The 21157-nt window shown below is 63.6% G+C and carries 31 protein-coding genes; 1 reads left to right on the top strand and 30 read right to left on the bottom strand.

The window, feature by feature from the left end:
* Window positions 1-136 precede the first annotated feature (136 nt).
* Complete coding sequence (locus tag ACFSX5_RS17100; RefSeq protein WP_386835064.1) at window positions 137-2407, top strand: LLM class flavin-dependent oxidoreductase; 2271 nt, start codon at window positions 137-139, stop codon at window positions 2405-2407.
* 9 nt (window positions 2408-2416) lie between these two features.
* On the opposite strand, the gene ACFSX5_RS17095 is transcribed toward ACFSX5_RS17100, so the two are convergent.
* From ACFSX5_RS17095 to fusA, 30 genes are all read right to left on the bottom strand, one after another.
* The gene (locus ACFSX5_RS17095) at window positions 2417-3451 is read right to left on the bottom strand and encodes an NAD-dependent epimerase/dehydratase family protein (protein ID WP_386835062.1); all 1035 of its coding nucleotides are present in this window, start codon (window positions 3449-3451) and stop codon (window positions 2417-2419) included.
* A gap of 143 nt (window positions 3452-3594) precedes the next feature.
* A complete protein-coding gene (gene rplQ / locus ACFSX5_RS17090; protein ID WP_386835060.1) occupies window positions 3595-4020 on the bottom strand; it encodes a 50S ribosomal protein L17 in 426 nt (141 codons plus the stop codon).
* 31 nt (window positions 4021-4051) lie between these two features.
* Window positions 4052-5077, bottom strand: coding sequence for a DNA-directed RNA polymerase subunit alpha (locus ACFSX5_RS17085; RefSeq protein ID WP_386835674.1), 1026 nt, complete (start codon window positions 5075-5077; stop codon window positions 4052-4054).
* A gap of 102 nt (window positions 5078-5179) precedes the next feature.
* Complete coding sequence (gene rpsK / locus ACFSX5_RS17080; RefSeq protein ID WP_086469598.1) at window positions 5180-5572, bottom strand: 30S ribosomal protein S11; 393 nt, start codon at window positions 5570-5572, stop codon at window positions 5180-5182.
* Window positions 5573-5700: 128 nt separating this feature from the next.
* Window positions 5701-6069: a 30S ribosomal protein S13 gene (rpsM, locus tag ACFSX5_RS17075; RefSeq protein WP_386835058.1), complete on the bottom strand. Its 369-nt coding sequence runs from the start codon at window positions 6067-6069 to the stop codon at window positions 5701-5703.
* 175 nt (window positions 6070-6244) lie between these two features.
* Entirely contained in the window at window positions 6245-6808 is a 564-nt protein-coding gene (locus ACFSX5_RS17070) for an adenylate kinase (protein WP_386835057.1), read from the bottom strand.
* The gene (gene secY, locus ACFSX5_RS17065) at window positions 6805-8145 is read right to left on the bottom strand and encodes a preprotein translocase subunit SecY (protein WP_386835056.1); all 1341 of its coding nucleotides are present in this window, start codon (window positions 8143-8145) and stop codon (window positions 6805-6807) included. Before secY ends, ACFSX5_RS17070 begins: the two co-directional genes overlap by 4 nt.
* A gap of 140 nt (window positions 8146-8285) precedes the next feature.
* Window positions 8286-8786, bottom strand: coding sequence for a 50S ribosomal protein L15 (gene rplO, locus ACFSX5_RS17060; protein ID WP_386835055.1), 501 nt, complete (start codon window positions 8784-8786; stop codon window positions 8286-8288).
* Between the two features lie 13 nt (window positions 8787-8799).
* Window positions 8800-8988, bottom strand: coding sequence for a 50S ribosomal protein L30 (gene rpmD / locus ACFSX5_RS17055; RefSeq protein ID WP_386835053.1), 189 nt, complete (start codon window positions 8986-8988; stop codon window positions 8800-8802).
* A 20-nt stretch (window positions 8989-9008) separates the two neighbouring features.
* Complete coding sequence (rpsE, locus tag ACFSX5_RS17050; RefSeq protein WP_386835051.1) at window positions 9009-9545, bottom strand: 30S ribosomal protein S5; 537 nt, start codon at window positions 9543-9545, stop codon at window positions 9009-9011.
* A gap of 21 nt (window positions 9546-9566) precedes the next feature.
* Window positions 9567-9929 carry a 50S ribosomal protein L18 gene (rplR, locus tag ACFSX5_RS17045; protein WP_386835049.1) on the bottom strand — a complete coding sequence of 121 codons (363 nt, stop codon included), beginning with the start codon at window positions 9927-9929 and terminating at the stop codon, window positions 9567-9569.
* 12 nt (window positions 9930-9941) lie between these two features.
* A complete protein-coding gene (rplF, locus tag ACFSX5_RS17040; RefSeq protein WP_386835048.1) occupies window positions 9942-10475 on the bottom strand; it encodes a 50S ribosomal protein L6 in 534 nt (177 codons plus the stop codon).
* A gap of 45 nt (window positions 10476-10520) precedes the next feature.
* The gene (gene rpsH / locus ACFSX5_RS17035; protein WP_386835047.1) at window positions 10521-10919 is read right to left on the bottom strand and encodes a 30S ribosomal protein S8; all 399 of its coding nucleotides are present in this window, start codon (window positions 10917-10919) and stop codon (window positions 10521-10523) included.
* A 12-nt stretch (window positions 10920-10931) separates the two neighbouring features.
* A complete protein-coding gene (gene rpsN / locus ACFSX5_RS17030) occupies window positions 10932-11237 on the bottom strand; it encodes a 30S ribosomal protein S14 (RefSeq protein ID WP_386835045.1) in 306 nt (101 codons plus the stop codon).
* 30 nt (window positions 11238-11267) lie between these two features.
* Window positions 11268-11831, bottom strand: coding sequence for a 50S ribosomal protein L5 (gene rplE, locus ACFSX5_RS17025; protein ID WP_386835044.1), 564 nt, complete (start codon window positions 11829-11831; stop codon window positions 11268-11270).
* Entirely contained in the window at window positions 11824-12135 is a 312-nt protein-coding gene (rplX, locus tag ACFSX5_RS17020; protein WP_386835043.1) for a 50S ribosomal protein L24, read from the bottom strand. The genes rplE and rplX overlap by 8 nt, the downstream gene beginning before the upstream one ends.
* A complete protein-coding gene (rplN, locus tag ACFSX5_RS17015; RefSeq protein ID WP_035102635.1) occupies window positions 12135-12503 on the bottom strand; it encodes a 50S ribosomal protein L14 in 369 nt (122 codons plus the stop codon). The genes rplX and rplN overlap by 1 nt, the downstream gene beginning before the upstream one ends.
* Before the next feature lie 67 nt (window positions 12504-12570).
* A complete protein-coding gene (gene rpsQ, locus ACFSX5_RS17010) occupies window positions 12571-12825 on the bottom strand; it encodes a 30S ribosomal protein S17 (RefSeq protein WP_386835042.1) in 255 nt (84 codons plus the stop codon).
* Between the two features lie 12 nt (window positions 12826-12837).
* A complete protein-coding gene (gene rpmC, locus ACFSX5_RS17005; protein WP_386835040.1) occupies window positions 12838-13032 on the bottom strand; it encodes a 50S ribosomal protein L29 in 195 nt (64 codons plus the stop codon).
* Window positions 13033-13043: 11 nt separating this feature from the next.
* Entirely contained in the window at window positions 13044-13457 is a 414-nt protein-coding gene (gene rplP, locus ACFSX5_RS17000) for a 50S ribosomal protein L16 (RefSeq protein ID WP_386835039.1), read from the bottom strand.
* A 16-nt stretch (window positions 13458-13473) separates the two neighbouring features.
* Window positions 13474-14217: a 30S ribosomal protein S3 gene (rpsC, locus tag ACFSX5_RS16995; RefSeq protein WP_386835038.1), complete on the bottom strand. Its 744-nt coding sequence runs from the start codon at window positions 14215-14217 to the stop codon at window positions 13474-13476.
* On the bottom strand, window positions 14217-14597 hold the full coding sequence (gene rplV, locus ACFSX5_RS16990) for a 50S ribosomal protein L22 (protein WP_386835036.1): 381 nt from the start codon (window positions 14595-14597) through the stop codon (window positions 14217-14219). Before rplV ends, rpsC begins: the two co-directional genes overlap by 1 nt.
* A 3-nt stretch (window positions 14598-14600) precedes the next feature.
* The gene (rpsS, locus tag ACFSX5_RS16985) at window positions 14601-14879 is read right to left on the bottom strand and encodes a 30S ribosomal protein S19 (RefSeq protein WP_386835035.1); all 279 of its coding nucleotides are present in this window, start codon (window positions 14877-14879) and stop codon (window positions 14601-14603) included.
* Between the two features lie 3 nt (window positions 14880-14882).
* Window positions 14883-15722, bottom strand: coding sequence for a 50S ribosomal protein L2 (rplB, locus tag ACFSX5_RS16980; RefSeq protein WP_386835034.1), 840 nt, complete (start codon window positions 15720-15722; stop codon window positions 14883-14885).
* Between the two features lie 18 nt (window positions 15723-15740).
* Window positions 15741-16034 (bottom strand): 50S ribosomal protein L23, encoded by a 294-nt coding sequence (locus ACFSX5_RS16975; RefSeq protein ID WP_386835033.1) that lies wholly within the window; start codon window positions 16032-16034, stop codon window positions 15741-15743.
* Window positions 16031-16651 carry a 50S ribosomal protein L4 gene (gene rplD / locus ACFSX5_RS16970; RefSeq protein ID WP_386835032.1) on the bottom strand — a complete coding sequence of 207 codons (621 nt, stop codon included), beginning with the start codon at window positions 16649-16651 and terminating at the stop codon, window positions 16031-16033. The genes ACFSX5_RS16975 and rplD overlap by 4 nt, the downstream gene beginning before the upstream one ends.
* Window positions 16652-17353 (bottom strand): 50S ribosomal protein L3, encoded by a 702-nt coding sequence (rplC, locus tag ACFSX5_RS16965; protein WP_386835031.1) that lies wholly within the window; start codon window positions 17351-17353, stop codon window positions 16652-16654.
* Between the two features lie 81 nt (window positions 17354-17434).
* Window positions 17435-17743 carry a 30S ribosomal protein S10 gene (rpsJ, locus tag ACFSX5_RS16960; RefSeq protein ID WP_386835030.1) on the bottom strand — a complete coding sequence of 103 codons (309 nt, stop codon included), beginning with the start codon at window positions 17741-17743 and terminating at the stop codon, window positions 17435-17437.
* Between the two features lie 70 nt (window positions 17744-17813).
* A complete protein-coding gene (gene tuf / locus ACFSX5_RS16955; RefSeq protein WP_386835029.1) occupies window positions 17814-19004 on the bottom strand; it encodes an elongation factor Tu in 1191 nt (396 codons plus the stop codon).
* Window positions 19005-19058: 54 nt separating this feature from the next.
* A complete protein-coding gene (gene fusA / locus ACFSX5_RS16950) occupies window positions 19059-21149 on the bottom strand; it encodes an elongation factor G (RefSeq protein WP_386835028.1) in 2091 nt (696 codons plus the stop codon).
* Between the last annotated feature and the right edge of the window lie 8 nt (window positions 21150-21157).

Genomic DNA, 21157 nt, shown 5'->3' with positions numbered 1-21157 from the left:
TCACCATGAGGTCTATGCTACAACCGGTGAGCCGGTGGTCACATGCGACGTCCGGAGTTACACCGGTGTGCCGGCTTGCGGCGGCTTCCGTATACACTAGATAGTAGGTTACCGAACGTAACCTTTGGACATCGCGATGACCGACTATGGGCACGAGCTGCGCTTTGGCACCTTCATCACGCCGCAGGCGCGGCAGGCTGATGACGTGGTGGCGCTGGCGCAGCTGAGCGAGGCGGTGGGGCTGGACCTCGTCACCTTCCAGGACCATCCCTATCAGTCCAACTTTCTCGATACCTGGACGCTGCTGAGCTTCGTCGCCGCGCGCACGGAACGGGTGAAGCTGGCCGGCAATGTGCTGAACTTGCCGCTGAGACCACCGGCCGTGCTGGCTCGAGCCGCGGCAAGTCTCGACCTGCTGTCGCATGGCCGGTTCGAACTCGGGCTCGGCTCCGGCGCCTTCTGGGAAGGTATCGAGGCGATGGGTGGCACCAAGCTGACACCAGGCGAGGCCGTCGAGGCGCTCGAGGAAGCCATCGAGATCATCCGCGAAATCTGGGATGCCGGAGCGCCTGGCGGGGTGCGCGTCGATGGCAAGCACCACAAGGCAGTCGGAGCCCGTCGTGGGCCCCTGCCCCAGCACCGGATCGACATCTGGCTTGGCGCCTACAAGCCGCGCATGCTGCGGCTGGTGGGGCGCAAGGCGGACGGCTGGCTGCCCTCGATGAGCTACATCAAGGAGCCGACTATCGCCGAGTCGAACGCCATCATCGACGAGGCGGCGGAGAAAGCCGGGCGCAGCCCTCGGGAGATCCGGCGGCTCCTGAACCTGCTCGGCAGCCGACTGACCGATGCCGAGGATGCCCGGCTGCTCGCCGAGCAGGTTGCGGCGCTGACGCTGGAGCACGGGTTCTCGACCTTCATCCTGCCGGCGGATGCTCCGGAGCTGATCGAGACCTTCGGCAAGGAGGTCGCTCCCCGGGTGCGGGAGAAGGTGGCCAGTGGCCGCGTTGCGGCGGGCACCAGCACCGGAGCGGTGCGCAGCGCCGCGGCTTTGACGCTGCGGGCGCCCGGGATCGACTATGACCACGTGCCGCCGGCCCTGGCCGAGGTCGCTATCGAGCCGAGCGACCACGCATACCCGCAACACCGCTCCACCTACATCCATCGTGGCCAGCCCGGGCTGGTGCTGCGGCCGCGCAATGCCGCGGAAGTGGCGGAGGCGGTGACCTTCGCCGCCGCCCAGCAGGTGCCCATGGCGGTGCGGAGCGGCGGCCACGGAATTTCTGGCCGGGCCACCAATGACGGCGGCATCGTCATCGACGTCGGCCAGCTCAATTCGGTTGAACTGCTGGATCCGGTAACCGCCCGGTTCCGGGTTGGGCCCGGTGCCCGCTGGGGCGAAGTGGCCGCCGCGCTGGCGCCGCACGGCCTGGGCATGAGTTCGGGCGACTATGGTGATGTCGGCGTAGGGGGGCTGGCGACGGCCGGCGGGATCGGCTGGATCTCGCGCCAGCACGGGCTCACCATCGATCATGTGGTTGCCGCCGAGGTGGTGCTGGCGGATGGCCGACAGCTGCGTGCGGACGCGGAAAACAACTCCGACCTGTTCTGGGCGCTGCGAGGCGCCGGCGGCAATTTCGGCGTGGTCACGGCGCTGGAGCTCGAGGCCTATCCCGTCAGCAATGTGGTGTTCGCGCAGATCACCTACGACCTCAACGATGCCGAGCTGGTGATTCCGCGCTGGGCTGAGACGGTGATCGCGGCGCCACGAGCCCTGACGAGCTTCCTCACCATGGTGCCGGCGCGCAGTGGCAACCCTGCCTTCGGGCAGGCGATGATCGTCATCAACGATCCCGACCCATCGGTGGCCGAGCCGATGCTGCAGCCCTTCCTCGATGTCGGGCCGGTGCTCGGCAGCCGGGCGTATGTGATGCCCTATTCGGGGCTGATCCAGTCGCATTTCAGCGGCCACGACGGCGTCGACGGGCTGGTGTCGCACAGCGGGCTGCTGACAACCGTCACGCCGGAGATCGCCCGCGGCATGAGCGACATCCTCAAGGCCAAGGCGACCGACATGATGCAGCTTCGGGCGGTTGGCGGGGCGGTGAACGACGTAGCGCCGGATGCAACCGCCTATGCCCACCGGCACCAGAACTTCTGCCTCAATGCCGGTGGCTCCGGCTCGACTGCGAAGCGGCTGGAGTCGCTGTGGCCGGCGCTTGAAGCGCATCTGGACGGGCTCTATCTCAACTTCGAGACAGGCACCGAACGGTCACACCTGGAGCGAGCGTTCCCCGGCAAGACGCTGGAGCGGCTGCGGGTGCTGAAGGCGGAGTACGATCCGAAGGGGCTGTTCAACAGCAACTTCCCGATCCCGCCAGCGAAGGCTGTGGCAGCAGCGGAGTAAGGCTACTGCTTAGTTCGGCCTGACGACGCCAAGGGCAATGCTGCTCTCCGCCGCGGCGAGGATGGCTTCCTTGCTGCTGCGGAGGGGGCGGCCGAGCAGGGCTTCGCCTTTGGTGCGGTCGAAGTGCTTTTCGTTGCCGATGTCGTTGATGATCTGGCGGGTGGGCCCGCCAAACCGCGCCAGCACGCGGATGATCCAGTCGGGAACGATCTTCTGGGTGATCGTGCGGGAGGGGTACGCCTGGCGCAGGATCTGCCCCACCTCGGGAAACGGGGTGTAGTCGCCGGCGGCGAGATAGCGCTCGCCGATGCTGGCGTCGTTCTGGAGTGCCGCGACATGCATGGCAGCGACGTCGCGCACGTCGATGATGGAGAAGCCGTTGCTCGGCATGGCAGGAGTCTTGCCGTTGAGCAGGTCGGAGACCATCAGCAGCGAGATGCTGGCATCGTCGTCGAGCGCCGGACCGAGGATGGCGCCAGGGTGGATTGTGGTCAGGGCCATGTCGTTGGCGCGGGCGAAGGTCCAGGCGGCCTGCTCGGCGCGGGTCTTGCCGATGCAGTAGGCCCAGGTGAACCGCATGCGATCGAGCTGGGTGAAGTGCGTCTCGTCATAGACGCGGCGGCCGCGGTCATGACCGTGCCCATAAGCCACGGTGGCGATAGAGGAGGTCATCACCATGCGGCGGACGCCAGCCGCCTGAGCGTGGCGCAGCACCCGCTCGGTCCCTTCCACAGCCGGGCGGATGACCACATCGGCGTTCCGGGGTTCCTCGGCGAGGATCTGCGCCGCCACATGACACACGGCGTCGACGCCCGCCATGGCCTCCGGCCAGCCAAGGTCGTCCATGAGGTCGGTTTCGACGTGGGTGAACCGCGATAGGGCTTCACCGCCGACTTGGACGGCTATGGCAGCGTGGATCGCCGGCACCTTGTCCGGGCGACGCACCGTTCCACGAACCGAAAAACCCGCTCGCAGCAGCTCGATCACTGTCCACTTGCCCACGAAGCCGCTGGCGCCGGTCACGAGAATGGTGCCGCTGTCCATGATGTGCCCCCCTGCCCCGCTACAGATATGCCGCAGGTAGGATCAGTGCGACAAGCGCGACATCGACCCCGCTGACTCCGAACACAAAAAAAGCGGCCCCGGATTGCTCCGGAGCCGCTCGAAATCGGGTCGGACCGAACCGCTTACGCGGCTTCGTACTCGTCGTCCTCGCGGACCTGCACCGGGCCGGAGTCCTGGCCGCGGGCGTCTGGGTCGCGATCGACGAACTCGATCACGGCCATCGGGGCATTGTCGCCATAGCGGAAGCCGGCCTTGAGGATGCGGATGTAGCCGCCGTTGCGTTCCTTGTAGCGCGGGCCGAGCACGGCGAAGAGCTTCTGCACCTGGCCTTCATCGCGGATCTGGGCGATGGCCTGGCGGCGGGCATGCAGATCGCCACGCTTGCCGAGGGTGATCAGCTTTTCGACGATCGGACGCAGGTCCTTCGCCTTGGGCAGCGTGGTGACGATCTGTTCGTGCTTGATCAGCGCAGCGGACATGTTGGCAAACATGGCCTTGCGGTGGGAAGCGGTTCGGCTGAACTTGCGGCCTCGAGAAGCGTGGCGCATGGGTAACTCCTAAATCTTGGCAGCGCCGGGATCAGTAATGATCTTCGTAGCGCTTGGCGAGGTCATCGATGTTCTCGGGCGGCCAGTTCGGCACGTCCATCCCGAGATGAAGCCCCATCTGAGCCAGGACTTCCTTGATTTCGTTGAGCGACTTGCGGCCGAAGTTCGGAGTCCGCAGCATCTCGGCTTCCGTCTTCTGGATGAGGTCGCCGATGTAGACGATGTTGTCGTTCTTGAGGCAGTTGGCCGAGCGGACCGACAGCTCGAGCTCGTCGACCTTCTTGAGCAGCGCCGGGTTGAAGGCGAGTTCCGGAACGGAGTCCTGGGCCTTCTCCTTGGTGGGCTCTTCGAAGTTCACGAACACCGACAGCTGGTCCTGCAGGATGCGGGCGGCATAGGCCACGGCATCCTCCGGGCTGACGGCACCGTTGGTCTCGACCTGCAGGGTCAACTTGTCCTTGTCGAGCGATTCACCCGCGCGGGTGGCGTCGACCTTGTAGCTGACACGGCGAACCGGCGAGAACAGCGAGTCGACGGGGATGTAGCCGATCGGCGCATCCTCGGGACGGTTCTTCTCGGCCGGGACATAGCCCTTGCCGGTGTTGACGGTGAACTCGATGTTGATCTCGGCACCATCGTCGAGGTGGCAGATCACGAGTTCGGGGTTCAGCACTTCGATATCGCCGGTGACCTTGATGTCGCCGGCAGTAACCGCACCCGGCCCCTGCTTGGAGAGAGCAAGGCGCTTCGGGCCCTCGCCGCCCATCTTGAGCGCGATTTCCTTGACGTTGAGCACGAGGTCGGTGATGTCCTCGCGCACGCCGGGAAGCGAGGAGAACTCGTGCAGGATGCCTTCGATCTGGATAGCGGTAACCGCCGCGCCCTGGAGCGACGACAGCAGCACACGACGCAGGGCGTTCCCGAGGGTAAGCCCGTAACCGCGCTCAAGCGGCTCGGCAACCACCGACGCCACGCGCGCGTTATCGCTGTCCGAAACAATCTCCAGCTTGGTCGGCTTGATCAGTTCTTGCCAGTTCCTCTGGATCGTCACGGTTATTGTCCTTTCAAAATCGCGGCTCCAGTCAGAGCCGCACCCGCCGCAAAACGCAAAAGAGGACTCCCGGCAGCTCTGCCGGAAGCCCGTAATTCCGTCCGCTGTTTAGACGCGGCGCCGCTTGCGCGGGCGGCAGCCATTGTGCGGGATGGACGTGACGTCGCGGATCGACGTGACGTTGAAGCCGGCGGCCTGGAGGGCGCGCAGCGCCGATTCACGACCCGAACCGGGACCGCGAACTTCGACCTCGAGGGTCTTCATGCCGTGTTCCTGCGCCTTCTTGGCAGCATCTTCAGCGGCAACCTGGGCGGCATAGGGGGTCGACTTGCGCGAGCCCTTGAAGCCCATAACGCCCGACGAGGACCACGAAATCGTGTTGCCCTGCATGTCGGCGATGGTGATCATGGTGTTGTTGAAGGAGGCGTTGACGTGGGCAACACCGGAGGTGATGTTCTTGCGCTCCTTGCGACGGACGCGCGCGACTTCAGCTTTTGCCATTTAGGTCCTCTGGTCGATATCAACGCTGCCGTCAGCCATGTGGCCCCGGCAGCTACATCGCGGGCGGACCGGGGCACCCTGCCCCGCCGCCCGATCAAATAGGGCTCGCCCCAGGGGCGAACCGGCTCTTACTTCTTCTTGCCGGCGATCGGCTTGGCCGGACCCTTGCGGGTGCGGGCATTGGTGTGGGTGCGCTGACCACGGACCGGCAGGCCACGACGGTGGCGCAGGCCACGGTAGTTGCCGAGATCCATCAGCCGCTTGATGTTCATCGCCACGTTGCGGCGAAGATCACCTTCCACGACATAGTCACGGTCGATCGTCTCACGGATCTGAATGACTTCGGCGTCCGTCAGTTCGTTGACGCGGCGCTCGGCCGGGATGCCAACCTTTTCGCAGATATCCGAGGCGAACTTGTCGCCAATCCCGTGGATATACTGCAGCGCGATGACGACGCGCTTGTTTGTCGGGATATTGACGCCAGCAATACGTGCCACGTCTGCTCTCCTTCATTCACACGAGCCGTCACGGCTGGTGCCTTCAAACAACAAGGGACCGGACTTCGACCCCCAACTTCCTCGGAGAACCGAATCCAGCCCATTCATCCTATGAGACTGACGCGGTTCTTTAGTGGCTGGACTGGGCAGAGTCAACCGCCAAGTCAAGCCCAATTCAACTGGCAATGGCCGCCTTGATGGCAGTCGTCACCTGTTCCACCGGCGCCATGCCGTCGACGGTCTTCACCAACCCCTGGCGGGAGTAGTACTCGACCAGCGGCGCCGTGCTGCTTTCGTAGACTTCAAGGCGCTTGCGGATCACTTCCGGATTGTCGTCGGCGCGGTTGCTTTCGCGCGAACGCTGGATCACGCGGCGAACCAGCTCGTCGGCATCGGCCTTGAGTTCGATCACCGCGTCGAGGCGGATGCCCTTGTCGGCCAGCATCCCATCGAGGGCTTCCGCCTGCGCGATGGTGCGCGGGAAACCATCGAGGATGAAGCCGGGCTTGCAATCCTCGGCGTCGAGACGCTCGGACACGATGCCGTTGACGACAGCGTCGGAGACGAGGTCGCCACGATCCATGATCGCCTTGGCCTCGAGGCCCAGCGGGGTACCCGCCGCGATGGCAGCACGCAGGATGTCACCCGTGGACAGCTGCGGAATGCCGAAGTCTTCGACCAGGACCTTGGCCTGGGTACCCTTCCCCGCCCCCGGGGGTCCGAGCAGAATTAGCCTCATCGACGCTTGCCTCCTCCAAGACGGGACTTCTTGACCAGCCCTTCGTACTGCTGGGCGATCAGATGGCTCTGGATCTGGCTGATGGTGTCAAGCGTCACCGTCACCATGATCAGCAGCGAGGTACCGCCGATGAACTGGCTCACTGCCAACTGGCTGAACATCACTTCCGGGATCAGCGCCACCACCGTGAGGTAGATCGCGCCGACAACGGTGATGCGGGTCAGCACGTAGTCGATGTGCTGCGCTGTCCGCTCGCCGGGCCGGATGCCGGGGATGAAGCCGCCGGAGCGCTTCAGATTGTCGGCCGTCTCCGTCGGATTGAAGACGATGGCGGTGTAGAAGAAGGCGAAGAAGATGATGAAGGCAGCGAAGAGGATCAGATAGAGCGGCTGTCCGCGACCGAGCAGCGCCGTCGTCACCTGCAGCCACTGCGGAGCGTTCCCCTGAGCGGCGAAGGAGGCGATGGTGGCCGGCAGCAGCAGCAGCGACGAGCCGAAGATCACCGGGATAACGCCCGAGGTGTTGAGCTTGAGCGGCAGGTGCGAGGTATCTCCCTGGAACATCTTGTTGCCGACCTGGCGCTTCGGATACTGGATCAGCAGCCGGCGCTGGGCGCGTTCGAAGAACACGATCACCCCGATCACCACCAGGGCGATGACCGGCATGGCAACCGCGGCGATGCCCGGGATGGCTCCGGTACGGCTCAGCTCGAAGGTCTGCACGACGGTCGCCGGCAGGTTGGCGACGATACCGGCAAAGATGATCAGCGAGATACCGTTGCCGACGCCGCGGGCGGTGATCTGCTCGCCGAGCCACATCAGGAACATGGTGCCGCCGACCAGGGTGACGACGGTAGAAATGCGGAAGAACCAGCCCGGGTTGAGCACGACGCCCTGCGAGGCCTCGAGACCAACGGCAATGCCGTAGGCCTGCACGGCGCAGAACACCACGGTGAGGTAGCGGGTGTACTGGTTGATCTTGCGGCGGCCGGCCTCGCCACCTTCCTTGCGCAACGCTTCGAGGCGCGGCGAGGCGGTGGAGATCACCTGAATCACGATCGAGGCCGTGATGTAGGGGATGAGGTTCAGCGCGAAGATCGCCATGCGCTCGACAGCGCCACCAGCGAACATGTTGAACATGCCGATGATGCCCTGCTGCGACTGTTCAAAAGTCGCGCGGAAGGCGTCAGGGTCGATGCCGGGAACCGGAATGAAGGTGCCGAGGCGATAGACGAGCAGCGCGCCCAGCGTGAACAGAAGGCGCTGCTGGAGCACCTTCGCCTTCGAAAAGGTGGAGAAGTTTAGATTGCGGGCCAGCTGTTCGGCTGCGGACGCCATTATTCGCTCCCTGTGGCTACTAGGCCAGGTTGCGCCTGACGCGCGTTTTGGGGCCGGCCAGACTTGGCCCTGCCCCTCGCACGCGCGTCAAAACAGAACCGATGGCACCCGGCCGGCTGGTCGGGCGCCAGGGCCGAGGATTACTCGGCGCGCGCAGGCTTCTTCCACGGCGCCTTGGCCGGGATGATATCGAGCTTGCCACCGGCAGCTTCAATAGCCTCGGTCGCACCCTTGGTCGCATAGTCGACCTTGAAGGTGACCTTCTTGGCGGTGAAGCCGGTCGAACCGATCAGGCGGACGCCATCCCTGGCGCGACGCACGACACCGGCATTGATCAGCGCCTCGGCGTCGATCACGCCCTTGGCGTCGAGCTTGCCCGAGTCGATGTAGGCCTGGATGCGGTCGATACGGACTTCGTTGAAGTCCTTCGGGTTCAGCGCATTGAAGCCGCGCTTCGGCATGCGCATGTGGAGCGGCATCTGGCCGCCCTCGAAACCATTGATGGCGACGCCGGAGCGGGCCGTCTGGCCCTTGCCGCCGCGACCACCGGTCTTGCCGACGCCGGAGCCGATACCACGGCCGATACGGACGCGGGTCTTGTTGGCACCGGGATTGTCGCGAAGTTCGTTCAAACGGGTCATTTGAGGACCTTCCTTACTCGCCGACGACGCGGACGAGGTGCGGGATCTTGTTGATCATGCCGCGAACTTCGGGCGTATCAACCAGCTCACGCTGCTTGTTCATCTTGTTGAGCCCGAGCCCGATCAGGGTCGCGCGCTGGCTCTTCTCGCGGCGGATCGGCGAACCCACCTGCACAACGGTAATGGTCTTGGCGTTTGCCATCGTTCTTCTCCGTCTCCGGATCAGGCCTCGGCAGCCGCAGTCTCGCCACGGCGAGCCTGCAGTTCCGAAACCTTGATGCCGCGGCGAGCGGCGACCGAGCGGGGGCTATCGACGCGCTTGAGCGCATCGAAGGTGGCCCGCACCATGTTGTAGGGGTTCGCAGTGCCCTGCGACTTGGCGACGATGTCGTTGATCCCGAGGGTCTCGAACACGGCGCGCATCGGGCCACCGGCGATGATGCCGGTACCCGGCACGGCGGCACGCAGGATCACCTTGCCGGCACCATGACGGCCGGTCACGTCGTGATGCAGGGTGCGGGCGTCGCGCAGCGGCACGCGGATCATCTGGCGCTTGGCCTGCTCGGTGGCCTTGCGGATGGCTTCCGGCACTTCACGCGCCTTGCCATGACCGAAGCCCACGCGGCCCTTCTGGTCGCCGACCACGACGAGGGCAGCGAAGCCGAAGCGACGGCCACCCTTCACCACCTTGGCCACACGGTTGATGTGGACCAGGCGATCGACGAACTCGCTTTCGCGTTCCTGAACGTCTCTGCTCATAATGTTTCTTCCTCGCCGTGGTTAGAACTGCAGACCGCCTTCACGGGCGGCGTCTGCAAGGGCCTTAACACGGCCATGATAGAGATAGGACCCGCGATCGAAGACCACTTCCGAGACGCCGGCCTTGGTGCCGCGCTCGGCGATCAGCTTGCCGATCTGAGCTGCGGCTTCGGCAGTGGCACCGTTTTTGACGGAGCCCTTGACGTCCTTGTCGAGGGTCGAAGCGGCGGCCAGGGTACGGCCGTTCGCGTCGTCGATGATCTGGGCGTAGATGTTCTTGTCCGAACGGAAGACCGACAGACGCGGGCGACCGAAGGCACGAGCCTTGAGCGCCTTGCGGACACGGGCCTTGCGGCGGGCCGCTCCCTTTGCACTGATTGCCATTGCAAGCGCTCCTTACTTCTTCTTGCCTTCTTTGCGGAACACGAACTCGTTCGCGTACCGCACACCCTTGCCCTTGTAGGGCTCGGGCGGACGCCAGCCACGGATATTGGCGGCGACCTGACCGACCTGCTGCTTGTCGATGCCGGTGACGACGATCTCGGTGGGAGCCGGAACCGCCAGGGTGATGCCCTGGGGAGCCTCATAGACCACGTCATGGCTGAAGCCGAGCGAGAGCTTTACGTCCTTGCCCTGCATCGCGGCGCGGTAACCCACGCCCTGGATGGCCAGCCGCTTCTCGAAACCAGCCGAGACACCGGTGACCATGTTCTGGATCAGTGCACGGGTGGTGCCCCAGGCGGCGCGCGCCTCACGGGTATCGTTGGCCGGCGAGACGACGAGACCTTCCTCGGTCTGTTCAGCCTTCACGATATCCATGAGCTGCAGGCTCAGTTCGCCCTTCGGGCCCTTGGCGGTGACGGTACGACCATTGATCGTAACCGTAACGCCGCTTACCGGTGCAACCGGCTTCTTGCCAGTACGTGACATGTTCTAGTCCTTGAGTAATCGTCTTACCGCGTCCTGCCCTCGGGCTTAGAAGACGCGGCAGAGTACCTCGCCACCAACATTGGCAGCCCGAGCTTCGTGGTCGGCCATCACACCCTTGGGGGTGGAGAGGATCGACACGCCGAGGCCGTTGGCCACCTGCGGAATCGTCTTGACCGATGCATACACGCGACGGCCGGGACGCGATACGCGTTCGATCGTGCGGATGACCGGATCGTTCTCGGAGTACTTGAGTTCGATCTCGTACTCGGAGGCGCCGTTCTCGAACTTCACCTCGGAATAACCGCGGATGAAGCCCTCGGACTGCAGCACGTCCAGAACGCGGCCGCGCAGGGTCGAAGCCGGCGTGGTCACGGAGGTCTTGCGACGCATCTGGGCGTTGCGGATGCGAGTCAGCATATCGCCGATGGGATCAGAAAAGCTCATTCTTTTCGCTCCTTACCAGCTCGACTTGACCAGGCCCGGGATGAGGCCGAGATTGCCCAGCTGACGCAGGGCGATACGGCTCATCTTGAGCTTGCGGTAGTAGCCGCGGGGACGACCCGAGACTTCACAACGGTTGCGCACGCGCACCTTGGCCGAGTTGCGGGGCATCTCGGCGAGCTTGAGCGTGGCGGCGAAGCGCTGGTCGATCGGGATCGACTGATCCTTGATGATCGCCTTCAGCTTGGTGCGCTTGGCAGCGGCCTGAGTGGAGAGCTCAAGGCGCTTCTTGTTCTTTTCGATGGAGCTGGTCTTTGCCATGTCCTGATCCTTTATCCCTTCCCTGCCCGCTTACTGGCGGAACGGGAAGTTGAAAGCCTTGAGCAGCGCACGCGCCTCATCATCGGTGCGGGCAGTCGTCGCGATGACGATGTCCATGCCCCAGACCTGATCAATCTGATCGTAGTTGATCTCGGGGAAGATGATGTGCTCCTTGATGCCCATGGCGTAGTTGCCACGGCCGTCGAAGGCGTTCGGGTTGAGCCCACGGAAATCGCGGACACGCGGCAGCGCAATGTTCACCAGACGGTCGAGGAACTCGTACATCCGGGTCTTGCGCAGGGTCACCTTCACACCGAGCGGCATGTCTTCGCGGACCTTGAAGCCGGCGATGGACTTGCGAGCGTGAGTGATAACCGGCTTCTGGCCCGCGATCTTCTCCAGCTCGGCGGCAGCGGAACGAACCTTCTTGGTGTCGTTCACGGCCTCGCCAACACCCATGTTCAGCACGATCTTGTCGAGCCGCGGGAGTTCCATGACGTTCTTGTAGCCGAACTGCTCGCGCAGAGAGGCCTTGATGGTGTTGTCGTACTCGGCCCGGAGGCGCGGCACGTATGCGGTAGCGGTCTCAGCCATCGATCGCATCTCCGGTAGTCTTGGCGACGCGGGTCTTCACGCCGTCCTTGATCTGGAAACCGACGCGGGTCGGCTTGCCATTGGCATCGGCGACCGCCAGGTTCGACAGATGGATCGGGGCTTCCTTGGTGTAGATGCCGGCGTCGGTCGAAGCGGTCTGCTTGGTGTGACGACGGACCAGGTTGATGCCCTGGACGGTCGCACGGTTCTCGGTCGGGAACACCTGCAGGACCTGGCCAGTCTTGCCCTTGTCCTTGCCGGCGAGGACGACGACCTTGTCGCCCTTCTTGATCTTGGCGGCCATTACAGCACCTCGGGAGCGAGGGAGATGATCTTCATGTGGTTCTTGGCGCGGAGTTCGCGCGGAACCGGTCCGAAGATACGGGTGCCGATCGGTTCCTTCTGATTGTTGATCAGAACCGCGGCGTTCTTGTCGAAGCGGATGACGGTGCCATCGGGGCGACGGATGTCGAACGCGGTGCGAACCACCACGGCCTTCATTACCTGGCCCTTCTTCACGCGACCGCGCGGAATAGCGTCCTTGACCGAAACGACGATGATGTCGCCGACCGAGGCGTATTTGCGGTGCGAGCCGCCCAGCACCTTGATGCACATGACACGACGAGCGCCGGAGTTGTCCGCGACGTCGAGATTGGACTGCATCTGGATCATGACTGGATGCCTTCTCGTTAACCGGCTCCACCGTCACCCGGCGCGCCGACCTATACCTATTGTTCTCTTACGCAGACGTTGCCGTCGCCGCATTGTCCTGAACGAGCGTCCAGCGCTTGTTCTTGGAAATCGGCGCAGTTTCCTGGATCCACACCGTATCCCCGACCTTGGCGACGTTGTTCTCGTCGTGGGCGTGGTACTTCTTGGAACGGCGGACCGTCTTCTTCAGAAGCGGGTGGGTGAAACGGCGCTCGACGCGGACCACGACGGTCTTGTCATTGGCGTCGGAGACGACAGTCCCCTGCAAAACGCGCTTTGGCATGGGTGCGAATCCTTACTTAGCTGCGTTCTTCTCGGCCAGGATCGTCTTGATCCGCGCGATATCGCGGCGGACCTCACGAACCCGGGCGGGCTTTTCCAGCTGCTGGGTAGCGCGCTGGAAACGCAGGTTGAACTGTTCCTTCTTGAGGTCGACGAGCTGAGCTTTCAGTTCGTCTGCGGTCTTGGCCCGCACATCACTGCTTTTCATGCTCGTTGTCCTTAGTCGGCGATGCGGGTGACAACCCGCGTGGTTACCGGAAGCTTCATGGCGCCGAGGCGCAGGGCTTCCTTGGCGACGTCCTCGGGGACGCCGTCGATCTCGAACATGATGCGGCCCGGCTTGACGCGAGCAGCCCACAGTTCGACGGAACCCTTACCCTTACCCATACGGACTTCGGTCGGCTTCTTGGAAACCGGCAGGTCCGGGAAGATACGGATCCAGACGCGACCCTGACGCTTCATCTCACGAGTGATCGCGCGACGGGCGGCTTCGATCTGGCGGGCGGTGACGCGCTCCGGCTCGGTGGCCTTCAGGGCGTACTGGCCGAATGCCAGGGTGGTGCCACCCTTGGCGGTACCATGGATGCGGCCCTTGTGAGCCTTGCGGAACTTTGTTCTCTTCGGTTGCAGCATAGTGAACTGACCTCAGTTATGCGCGTTCGCGGTCACGGTCACCGCGCTCACGGCGCGGCTCGCGATCCCGGTCACCGCGCTGGCCCTGACCATCACCCTCGACGGCACGGCGCTCATGGGCGGTCGGATCATGCTCGAGCACTTCGCCCTTGAAGATCCAGACCTTGATGCCGATCACGCCATAGGTGGTCTCGGCCTCGGCCACGCCGTAGTCGATGTCGGCACGCAGAGTGTGCAGCGGCACGCGGCCTTCGCGGTACCACTCGGTGCGGGCGATGTCGGCACCGCCGAGGCGGCCGCCAACGTTCACGCGGATGCCGCCGGCACCCATGCGGATGGCGGTCTGCACGGCGCGCTTCATCGCACGACGGAAGGCCACGCGGCGTTCCAGCTGCTGGGCGATGCCCTGGGCAACCAGCGTCGCGTCGGTCTCGGGCTTGCGCACTTCAACGATGTTGATGTGCACTTCGCTGTCGGTGAACTTCTTCACCTTGGCGCGGATCTTGTCGATGTCAGCGCCCTTCTTGCCGATCACGATGCCCGGGCGGGCAGTGTGGATCGACACGCGGCACTTGCGGTGCGGACGCTCGATGACGATCTTGGAAACCGCGGCGGCCTTCAGGTCCTCGAGAAGGGTCTCGCGGATCTTCAGGTCTTCCTGCAGCAGCGAGCCGTACTCGCCCTTGTTGGCGAACCAGCGGCTGTCCCAGGTGCGGTTGATGCCGAGGCGGAAGCCGATCGGATTAATCTTCTGGCCCATTATGCGGCCTCCTCAACTTGCCGGACAACGATCGTCAGGTGCGAGAAGGGCTTCTCGATCCGGGACGACCGGCCGCGGCCACGAGCGGTGAAGCGCTTCATGACCAGCGAATTGCCTACATAGGCTTCGGCAACGACGAGGGCGTCGGTGTCGAGACCATGGTTGTTCTCGGCGTTGGCGATGGCGCTCTCGAGCACCTTCTTGACCTGGCCGGAGATGCGCTTGTGGCTGAATTCGAGTTCGGCCAGAGCCTTCTCGACCTTCTTGCCACGGATCAACTGAGCGACGAGGTTCAGCTTCTGAGGGCTGATGCGCAGCATGCGCAGAACAGCCTTGGCCTCGTTGTCCTTGAGAGCGCGCGCAGTTTTTGGCTTGCCCATCTCTTACTTCCTCTTGGCCTTCTTGTCAGCCGCGTGACCGTAGTAGGTCCGGGTCGGCGCGAACTCGCCAAACTTGTGGCCGATCATGTCCTCGGTGACGTTCACCGGGATGTGCTTCTGGCCGTTGTGGACGCCGAAGGTGATGCCCACGAACTGCGGCAGGATGGTCGAGCGGCGGCTCCAGATCTTGACCACATCGTTGCGGCCGGACGACTGGGCCTTCTCGGCCTTCTTCAGCAGATAGCCGTCGACGAACGGCCCCTTCCAAACTGAACGGGTCATGGCTTACCTGCCCTTCTTCACGTGACGGCTGCGAACGATGAACTTGTCCGTCGCCTTGTTGCTGCGAGTCCGCTTGCCCTTGGTCGGCTTGCCCCACGGGGTCACCGGGTGACGGCCACCAGAGGTACGGCCTTCACCACCACCATGCGGGTGATCGACCGGGTTCATGGTCACACCGCGGTTGACCGGCTTCTTGCCGAGCCAGCGGTTGCGACCGGCCTTGCCGATCGAGGTGTTGGCGTGGTCCTGGTTCGAGACCGAGCCGACAGTGGCGAGGCACGAACCATGGACACGGCGCTGCTCGCCCGAGTTGAGGCGCAGGACCGCCCAGCCGGCATCGCGGCCGACATACTGGGCGTAGGCACCGGCAGAACGGGCGACCTGAGCGCCCTTGCGGGGCTTCAGTTCGATGTTGTGCACGATGGTGCCGACCGGCATGCGCTCGAGCGGCATGGTGTTGCCCGGCTTCACGTCGACGGCGGACAGGGACGAAACGACCTTGTCACCGGCGGCGAGACGCTGCGGCGCCACGATGTAGCTCAGCTCACCGTCTTCGTACTTGATCAGCGCGATCCAGGCGGTGCGGTTCGGGTCATACTCGAGCCGCTCGACGGTCGCGACCTGGTCGAACCGGGTGCGCTTGAAGTCGATCATGCGGTAGGTGCGCTTGTGACCACCACCACGATGATAGACGGTGATGCGGCCACGGTTGTTGCGACCGCCGCTCTTGGTGAGGCCTTCGGTCAGGGACTTGACCGGGGCGCCCTTCCACAGCTCGGACCGATCGGTCGTAATCAGGGTACGACGGCCTTCCGAGGTGGGGTTGTAAGTCTTGAGAGCCATTTTCCTGTCTCTATCCCCTTAGAGGCCGGTCGAAATGTCGATCGACTGACCATCGACCAGCGTCACGACTGCCTTCTTGACGTCGTTGCGATTGCCGAGCCGGCCGCGGAACCGCTTCACCTTGCCCTTGCGGACCAGGGTGTTGACGGCCTTGACCTTGACCGAGAACAGCTGCTCGACGGCAGCCTTGATCTCGGGCTTGCTGGCATCGATCGCCACGTCGAAGACAACCTGGTTGGCTTCCGACGCCATCGTCGACTTCTCAGTCACGACGGGGTTGCGGATGATGTCGTAGGCGGCAAGCTTGTTCATGCGAACCTCGCTTCCAGCGCTTCCAGCGCTGCCTTGGTCAGGACGAGCTTGTCGCGCTTGAGGATCGAGACAACGTTGATCCCCTGCACCGGCAGCACGTCGATATGCGGGATGTTGCGAGCCGCCAGAGCAAAGTTCTGGTCGACGGTCGCACCATCGATGATCAGCGCGTTGGCCCATTCGAGCTTGCCGAAGGTGGTGCGCAGAGCCGCAGTCTTGGCTTCGGCCTGGGCGACGCTGTCGACGACGATCAGCGAACCGGCGCGGGCCTTGGACGACAGGGCGTGCTTCAGAGCGAGAGCGCGAACCTTCTTGGGCAGGTCGATGGCGTGCGAGCGCGGGGTCGGACCGAATGCACGGCCACCACCACGGAACTGCGGCGCCTTGCGGTCGCCGTGACGCGCGCCGCCCGAGCCCTTCTGCTTCACGAACTTCTTGCCGGTGCGAGCACCTTCAGAGCGGTTCTTGACGTCGTGGGTGCCGGCCATGGCCTTGAGCTGCTGGTAGCGAACCATGCGGTGCAGGATGTCCGGGCGGACTTCCAGACCGAACACGGCGTCAGCGAGCTCAACCTTGCCAGCGGACTTGCCGTCGAGGGTTGTGACGTTGAGTTCCATTTACTTACCTTCCCCCGCGGCTTCGGCGGCGGCAGCGAACGAGCCCGGGAACTGGGCGTTCTGCGGGGCCGGCTTCTTGACCGCGTCCTTGATCTGGATCCAGGCACCCTTGGCACCCGGAACCGAACCCTGGACCATGATCAGGCCACGCTCCACATCGGTGCGCACGACCTTGAGGTTCTGCGTGGTGATGCGACGGTCACCCATGTGGCCGGGCATCTTCTTGTTCTTGAAGGTCTTGCCGGGGTCCTGACGACCACCGGTCGAACCGATCGAGCGGTGCGACACGGACACGCCGTGCGACGCACGCAAGCCGCCGAAGTTCCAGCGCTTCATGCCGCCGGCAAAGCCCTTACCGATCGAGGTGCCGGTGACGTCCACCAGCTGGCCTTCGACGAAATGGTCGGCACGGAAGGTGGCGCCCACTTCGATAAGGTTGTCGGCGTCGACGCGGAATTCGACCACGTGGCGCTTGGGCTCGACCTTGGCAACGGCGAACTGGCCGCGCTCTGCCTTGGTGACATTCTTGGCCTTAGCCGCGCCGGCACCCAGCTGCACCGCAGTGTAGCCGTCCTTGTCGGCGGTCCGCTGGCCCACCACCTGGCAGTTCTGCAGGCTCAGCACCGTCACGGGGACGTTGGTGCCGTCCTCCATGAAGATGCGGGTCATGCCCAGCTTCTGTGCGATCAATCCAGAACGCATCGGTTGTTACCTTCTATTTGGCGCCGTACCGGGTCATGGTTTCAGAGGACCCTTTGTGCGGTAGGCGCGGAAACTGAATTCCTAGAGCTTGATTTCGACGTCGACGCCGGCGGCGAGATCGAGCTTCATAAGTGCATCGACCGTCTGAGGAGTGGGATCCACGATGTCCAGGAGACGCTTGTGGGTCCGGATCTCGAACTGCTCACGCGACTTCTTGTCGATGTGCGGCGAGCGGTTGACGGTGAATTTGTCGATGCGGGTCGGCAGCGGGATAGGCCCGCGGACCTGTGCACCCGTACGCTTGGCGGTGTTGACGATCTCGCGGGTCGAGTTGTCCAGCACGCGATGGTCAAACGCCTTGAGGCGGATGCGGATGTTCTGACCGTTCATCTTCTCAAATCCTGACGAAAAAGGATCGCGGCGCGCGTTCATCCGCGCGCCGCGAATGTCTCAGAGAGGCTTACTTCAGGATCTTCGCGACGACGCCGGCGCCGACGGTGCGGCCACCTTCACGGATAGCGAAGCGGAGCTTCTCTTCCATGGCGATCGGAACGATGAGCTGAACGTTCATGTTGATGTTGTCGCCCGGCATCACCATTTCCGTGCCTTCCGGCAGGGTCACGATGCCCGTCACGTCAGTCGTACGGAAGTAGAACTGCGGACGGTAGTTGCCGAAGAACGGAGTGTGACGGCCGCCTTCTTCCTTGGTCAGGATGTAGGCTTCAGCCACGAACTCGGTGTGCGGGGTCACGGAACCGGGCTTGCAGAGAACCTGGCCGCGCTCCACGCCGGTACGATCGATACCGCGGATCAGGGCACCGATGTTGTCGCCGGCCTGGCCCTGGTCGAGCAGCTTGCGGAACATCTCGACGCCAGTGACGGTGGTCTTCTGGGTGTCCTTGATACCGACGATCTCGACTTCTTCACCAACCTTGATGATGCCGCGCTCGACACGACCGGTCACCACGGTGCCACGGCCCGAGATCGAGAACACGTCTTCGATCGGCATCAGGAACGGCTGGTCAACCGGACGCTCCGGCTGCGGAATGTAGGAGTCCACAGCTTCCATCAGCTTCAGAACGGCGTCGTGGCCGAGTTCCTTGCTGGAGTCTTCCAGGGCGGCCAGGGCCGAACCACGGATGACCGGGATGTCGTCGCCGGGGAACTCGTACGAGGACAGCAGTTCGCGGACTTCGAGCTCAACCAGCTCGAGCAGTTCCGGATCGTCGACCATGTCGCACTTGTTCAGGAACACCACCAGGGCCGGCACACCGACCTGACGGGCGAGCAGAATGTGCTCGCGGGTCTGCGGCATCGGGCCGTCGGCAGCCGACACGACCAGGATCGCGCCGTCCATCTGGGCGGCACCGGTGATCATGTTCTTCACATAGTCAGCGTGGCCGGGGCAGTCGACGTGAGCGTAGTGACGGTTGGCCGTCTCGTACTCGACGTGCGAGGTGTTGATGGTGATGCCGCGCGCCTTCTCTTCCGGCGCGTTGTCGATCTGCGAGTAATCGCGGAACGCAGCGCCGCCAGTCTCGGCGAGGACCTTGGTGATCGCCGCGGTCAGCGACGTCTTGCCGTGGTCAACGTGACCGATGGTGCCGATGTTGCAGTGAGGCTTGTTGCGGGCAAACTTTTCCTTAGCCATCGCTTGTCTCCGTAATCGTCAGCCCTGAGGCCAACATATCGTTGCAGTTTCTAGTTAGGCGTACTTGGCCTGGACTTCGTCGGCGACCGCCTGCGGAACCTGTTCGTAGTGGTCGAACGTCATCGTGTACTGGGCACGACCCTGGCTCATCGAGCGCAGCGAGTTCACGTAACCGAACATGTTGGCAAGCGGCACAAACGCGTTCACGACCTGGACCACACCACGGCTTTCAGTGCCCTGGATCTGCCCACGACGCGAATTCAGGTCGCCGATGACGTCGCCCATGTAGTCTTCTGGCGTGACAACTTCAACCTTCATGATCGGCTCGAGGATCTTCGGGCCGGCTTCACGCAGGGCTTCACGGAAGCCCGCACGACCGGCGATTTCGAAGGCCAGCACCGAGGAGTCCACGTCGTGGTAGGCACCATCGACGAGGGTCACCTTCACGTCCACGACCGGGAAGCCGATCAGCGGGCCTGCGCCCATGACCGAATCCACGCCCTTCTGGACGCCCGGGATGTATTCCTTCGGCACCGCGCCGCCAACGATGGCGTTGACGAACTCGAGGCCCTTGCCGGGTTCGCCGGGCTCGACCACGATCTTGATGCGGGCGAACTGACCCGAACCACCGGACTGCTTCTTGTGGGTGTAGTCCTTCTCGGTCTTGCGGGTGATCGTCTCGCGATAGGCCACCTGCGGCTGACCGATATTGGCCTCGACCTTGAACTCGCGACGCATGCGGTCGACGATGATGTCGAGGTGAAGTTCACCCATGCCCGAGATGATGGTCTGGCCGGATTCCTCGTCGGTCTTGACGCGGAAGGACGGATCTTCGGCAGCCAGGCGGTTCAGGGCGAGGCCCATCTTTTCCTGGTCGGCCTTGGACTTCGGCTCGACGGAGATGTCGATAACCGGCTCCGGGAAGATCATGCGCTCGAGAATCACCTGCGAGTTGGACGGCGCCAGGGTGTCACCCGTGGTGGTGTCCTTCAGGCCAACGATGGCGACGATGTCGCCGGCGTAGGCTTCGGTGATCTGCTCGCGGCTGTTCGAGTGCATCTGGAACATGCGGCCAACGCGCTCGCGCTTGCCCTTCACGGTGTTTTCCAGCTGCACGCCGGCCTCGAGGTGACCCGAGTAGATGCGGCAGAAGGTCAGCGTGCCCATGTGCGGGTCGTTGGCGATCTTGAAGGCCAGCATCGACAGCGGCTCGTTGTCGTCGGCATGACGCTCGATCGGCTCTTCGGTCTTGGCATCGATGCCCTTGATCGAAGGAATGTCGACCGGGGACGGCAGGAAGTCGATCACACCGTCCAGCAGCGGCTGCACGCCCTTGTTCTTGAAGGCAGAGCCCGCATAGACAAGGAAGAACTTGGTGTCGAGCACGCCACGGCGCAGCAGGCGACGGATGGTGGCGTTGTCCGGCATCTCGCCGTTCAGATACGCTTCCATCGCATCGTCATCGAGTTCGACGGCGGCCTCGATCATGGACTCGCGGTACTTCGCTGCCTTTTCCTTGAGGTCATCCGGGATCTCGACCACATCCCACTGGGCGCCGAGTTCTTCGTTGCGCCAGATCAGAGCATTCATCTCGATCAGGTCGACGACACCGCGGAAGTCGGTCTCGGCACCTACCGGCAGCTGGACCGGGATGCCCTTGGCGCCCAGGCGGGTGCCGATCATCTCGACGCAGCGGTAGAAGTCCGCACCGACCTTGTCCATCTTGTTGACGAAGATGAGACGCGGAACGTGGTACTTGTCGGCCTGACGCCAGACGGTTTCGGTCTGCGGCTCGACACCGGCATTGGCATCGAGCAGAGCCACGGCACCGTCGAGCACGCGCAGCGAACGCTCGACTTCGATGGTGAAGTCCACGTGGCCGGGGGTGTCGATGATGTTGAAGCGGTGCTGCACGCCATCGCGCGACTTCCACGAGGTGGTGGTCGCAGCCGAGGTGATGGTGATGCCGCGTTCCTGCTCCTGCTCCATCCAGTCCATGGTCGAAGCACCATCGTGGGTCTCGCCCATCTTATGGTTCTTGCCGGTGTAGTAGAGGATGCGCTCGGTCGTGGTCGTCTTGCCGGCATCGATGTGGGCCATGATGCCGAAGTTGCGATACAGATGGATCGGGGTCTCGCGTGCCATAGGGCGCT

The organism is Devosia albogilva, assembly GCF_042685625.1.
Classification (GTDB): domain Bacteria; phylum Pseudomonadota; class Alphaproteobacteria; order Rhizobiales; family Devosiaceae; genus Devosia; species Devosia albogilva.
This window is presented reverse-complemented; position numbering and strand designations above follow the sequence as displayed.

Coding starts and splice junctions, on each gene's coding strand:
- ACFSX5_RS17100 (WP_386835064.1), top strand. CDS start 137: ATGACCGACTATGGGCACGAGCTGCGCTTTGGCACCTTCATCACGCCG.
- ACFSX5_RS17095 (WP_386835062.1), bottom strand. CDS start 3,451: ATGGACAGCGGCACCATTCTCGTGACCGGCGCCAGCGGCTTCGTGGGC.
- rplQ (WP_386835060.1), bottom strand. CDS start 4,020: ATGCGCCACGCTTCTCGAGGCCGCAAGTTCAGCCGAACCGCTTCCCAC.
- rpsK (WP_086469598.1), bottom strand. CDS start 5,572: ATGGCAAAAGCTGAAGTCGCGCGCGTCCGTCGCAAGGAGCGCAAGAAC.
- ACFSX5_RS17070 (WP_386835057.1), bottom strand. CDS start 6,808: ATGAGGCTAATTCTGCTCGGACCCCCGGGGGCGGGGAAGGGTACCCAG.
- secY (WP_386835056.1), bottom strand. CDS start 8,145: ATGGCGTCCGCAGCCGAACAGCTGGCCCGCAATCTAAACTTCTCCACC.
- rplO (WP_386835055.1), bottom strand. CDS start 8,786: ATGACCCGTTTGAACGAACTTCGCGACAATCCCGGTGCCAACAAGACC.
- rpmD (WP_386835053.1), bottom strand. CDS start 8,988: ATGGCAAACGCCAAGACCATTACCGTTGTGCAGGTGGGTTCGCCGATC.
- rpsE (WP_386835051.1), bottom strand. CDS start 9,545: ATGAGCAGAGACGTTCAGGAACGCGAAAGCGAGTTCGTCGATCGCCTG.
- rplR (WP_386835049.1), bottom strand. CDS start 9,929: ATGGCAATCAGTGCAAAGGGAGCGGCCCGCCGCAAGGCCCGTGTCCGC.
- rplF (WP_386835048.1), bottom strand. CDS start 10,475: ATGTCACGTACTGGCAAGAAGCCGGTTGCACCGGTAAGCGGCGTTACG.
- rpsH (WP_386835047.1), bottom strand. CDS start 10,919: ATGAGCTTTTCTGATCCCATCGGCGATATGCTGACTCGCATCCGCAAC.
- rpsN (WP_386835045.1), bottom strand. CDS start 11,237: ATGGCAAAGACCAGCTCCATCGAAAAGAACAAGAAGCGCCTTGAGCTC.
- rplE (WP_386835044.1), bottom strand. CDS start 11,831: ATGGCTGAGACCGCTACCGCATACGTGCCGCGCCTCCGGGCCGAGTAC.
- rplX (WP_386835043.1), bottom strand. CDS start 12,135: ATGGCCGCCAAGATCAAGAAGGGCGACAAGGTCGTCGTCCTCGCCGGC.
- rplN (WP_035102635.1), bottom strand. CDS start 12,503: ATGATCCAGATGCAGTCCAATCTCGACGTCGCGGACAACTCCGGCGCT.
- rpsQ (WP_386835042.1), bottom strand. CDS start 12,825: ATGCCAAAGCGCGTTTTGCAGGGGACTGTCGTCTCCGACGCCAATGAC.
- rpmC (WP_386835040.1), bottom strand. CDS start 13,032: ATGAAAAGCAGTGATGTGCGGGCCAAGACCGCAGACGAACTGAAAGCT.
- rplP (WP_386835039.1), bottom strand. CDS start 13,457: ATGCTGCAACCGAAGAGAACAAAGTTCCGCAAGGCTCACAAGGGCCGC.
- rpsC (WP_386835038.1), bottom strand. CDS start 14,217: ATGGGCCAGAAGATTAATCCGATCGGCTTCCGCCTCGGCATCAACCGC.
- rplV (WP_386835036.1), bottom strand. CDS start 14,597: ATGGGCAAGCCAAAAACTGCGCGCGCTCTCAAGGACAACGAGGCCAAG.
- rpsS (WP_386835035.1), bottom strand. CDS start 14,879: ATGACCCGTTCAGTTTGGAAGGGGCCGTTCGTCGACGGCTATCTGCTG.
- rplB (WP_386835034.1), bottom strand. CDS start 15,722: ATGGCTCTCAAGACTTACAACCCCACCTCGGAAGGCCGTCGTACCCTG.
- ACFSX5_RS16975 (WP_386835033.1), bottom strand. CDS start 16,034: ATGAACAAGCTTGCCGCCTACGACATCATCCGCAACCCCGTCGTGACT.
- rplD (WP_386835032.1), bottom strand. CDS start 16,651: ATGGAACTCAACGTCACAACCCTCGACGGCAAGTCCGCTGGCAAGGTT.
- rplC (WP_386835031.1), bottom strand. CDS start 17,353: ATGCGTTCTGGATTGATCGCACAGAAGCTGGGCATGACCCGCATCTTC.
- rpsJ (WP_386835030.1), bottom strand. CDS start 17,743: ATGAACGGTCAGAACATCCGCATCCGCCTCAAGGCGTTTGACCATCGC.
- tuf (WP_386835029.1), bottom strand. CDS start 19,004: ATGGCTAAGGAAAAGTTTGCCCGCAACAAGCCTCACTGCAACATCGGC.
- fusA (WP_386835028.1), bottom strand. CDS start 21,149: ATGGCACGCGAGACCCCGATCCATCTGTATCGCAACTTCGGCATCATG.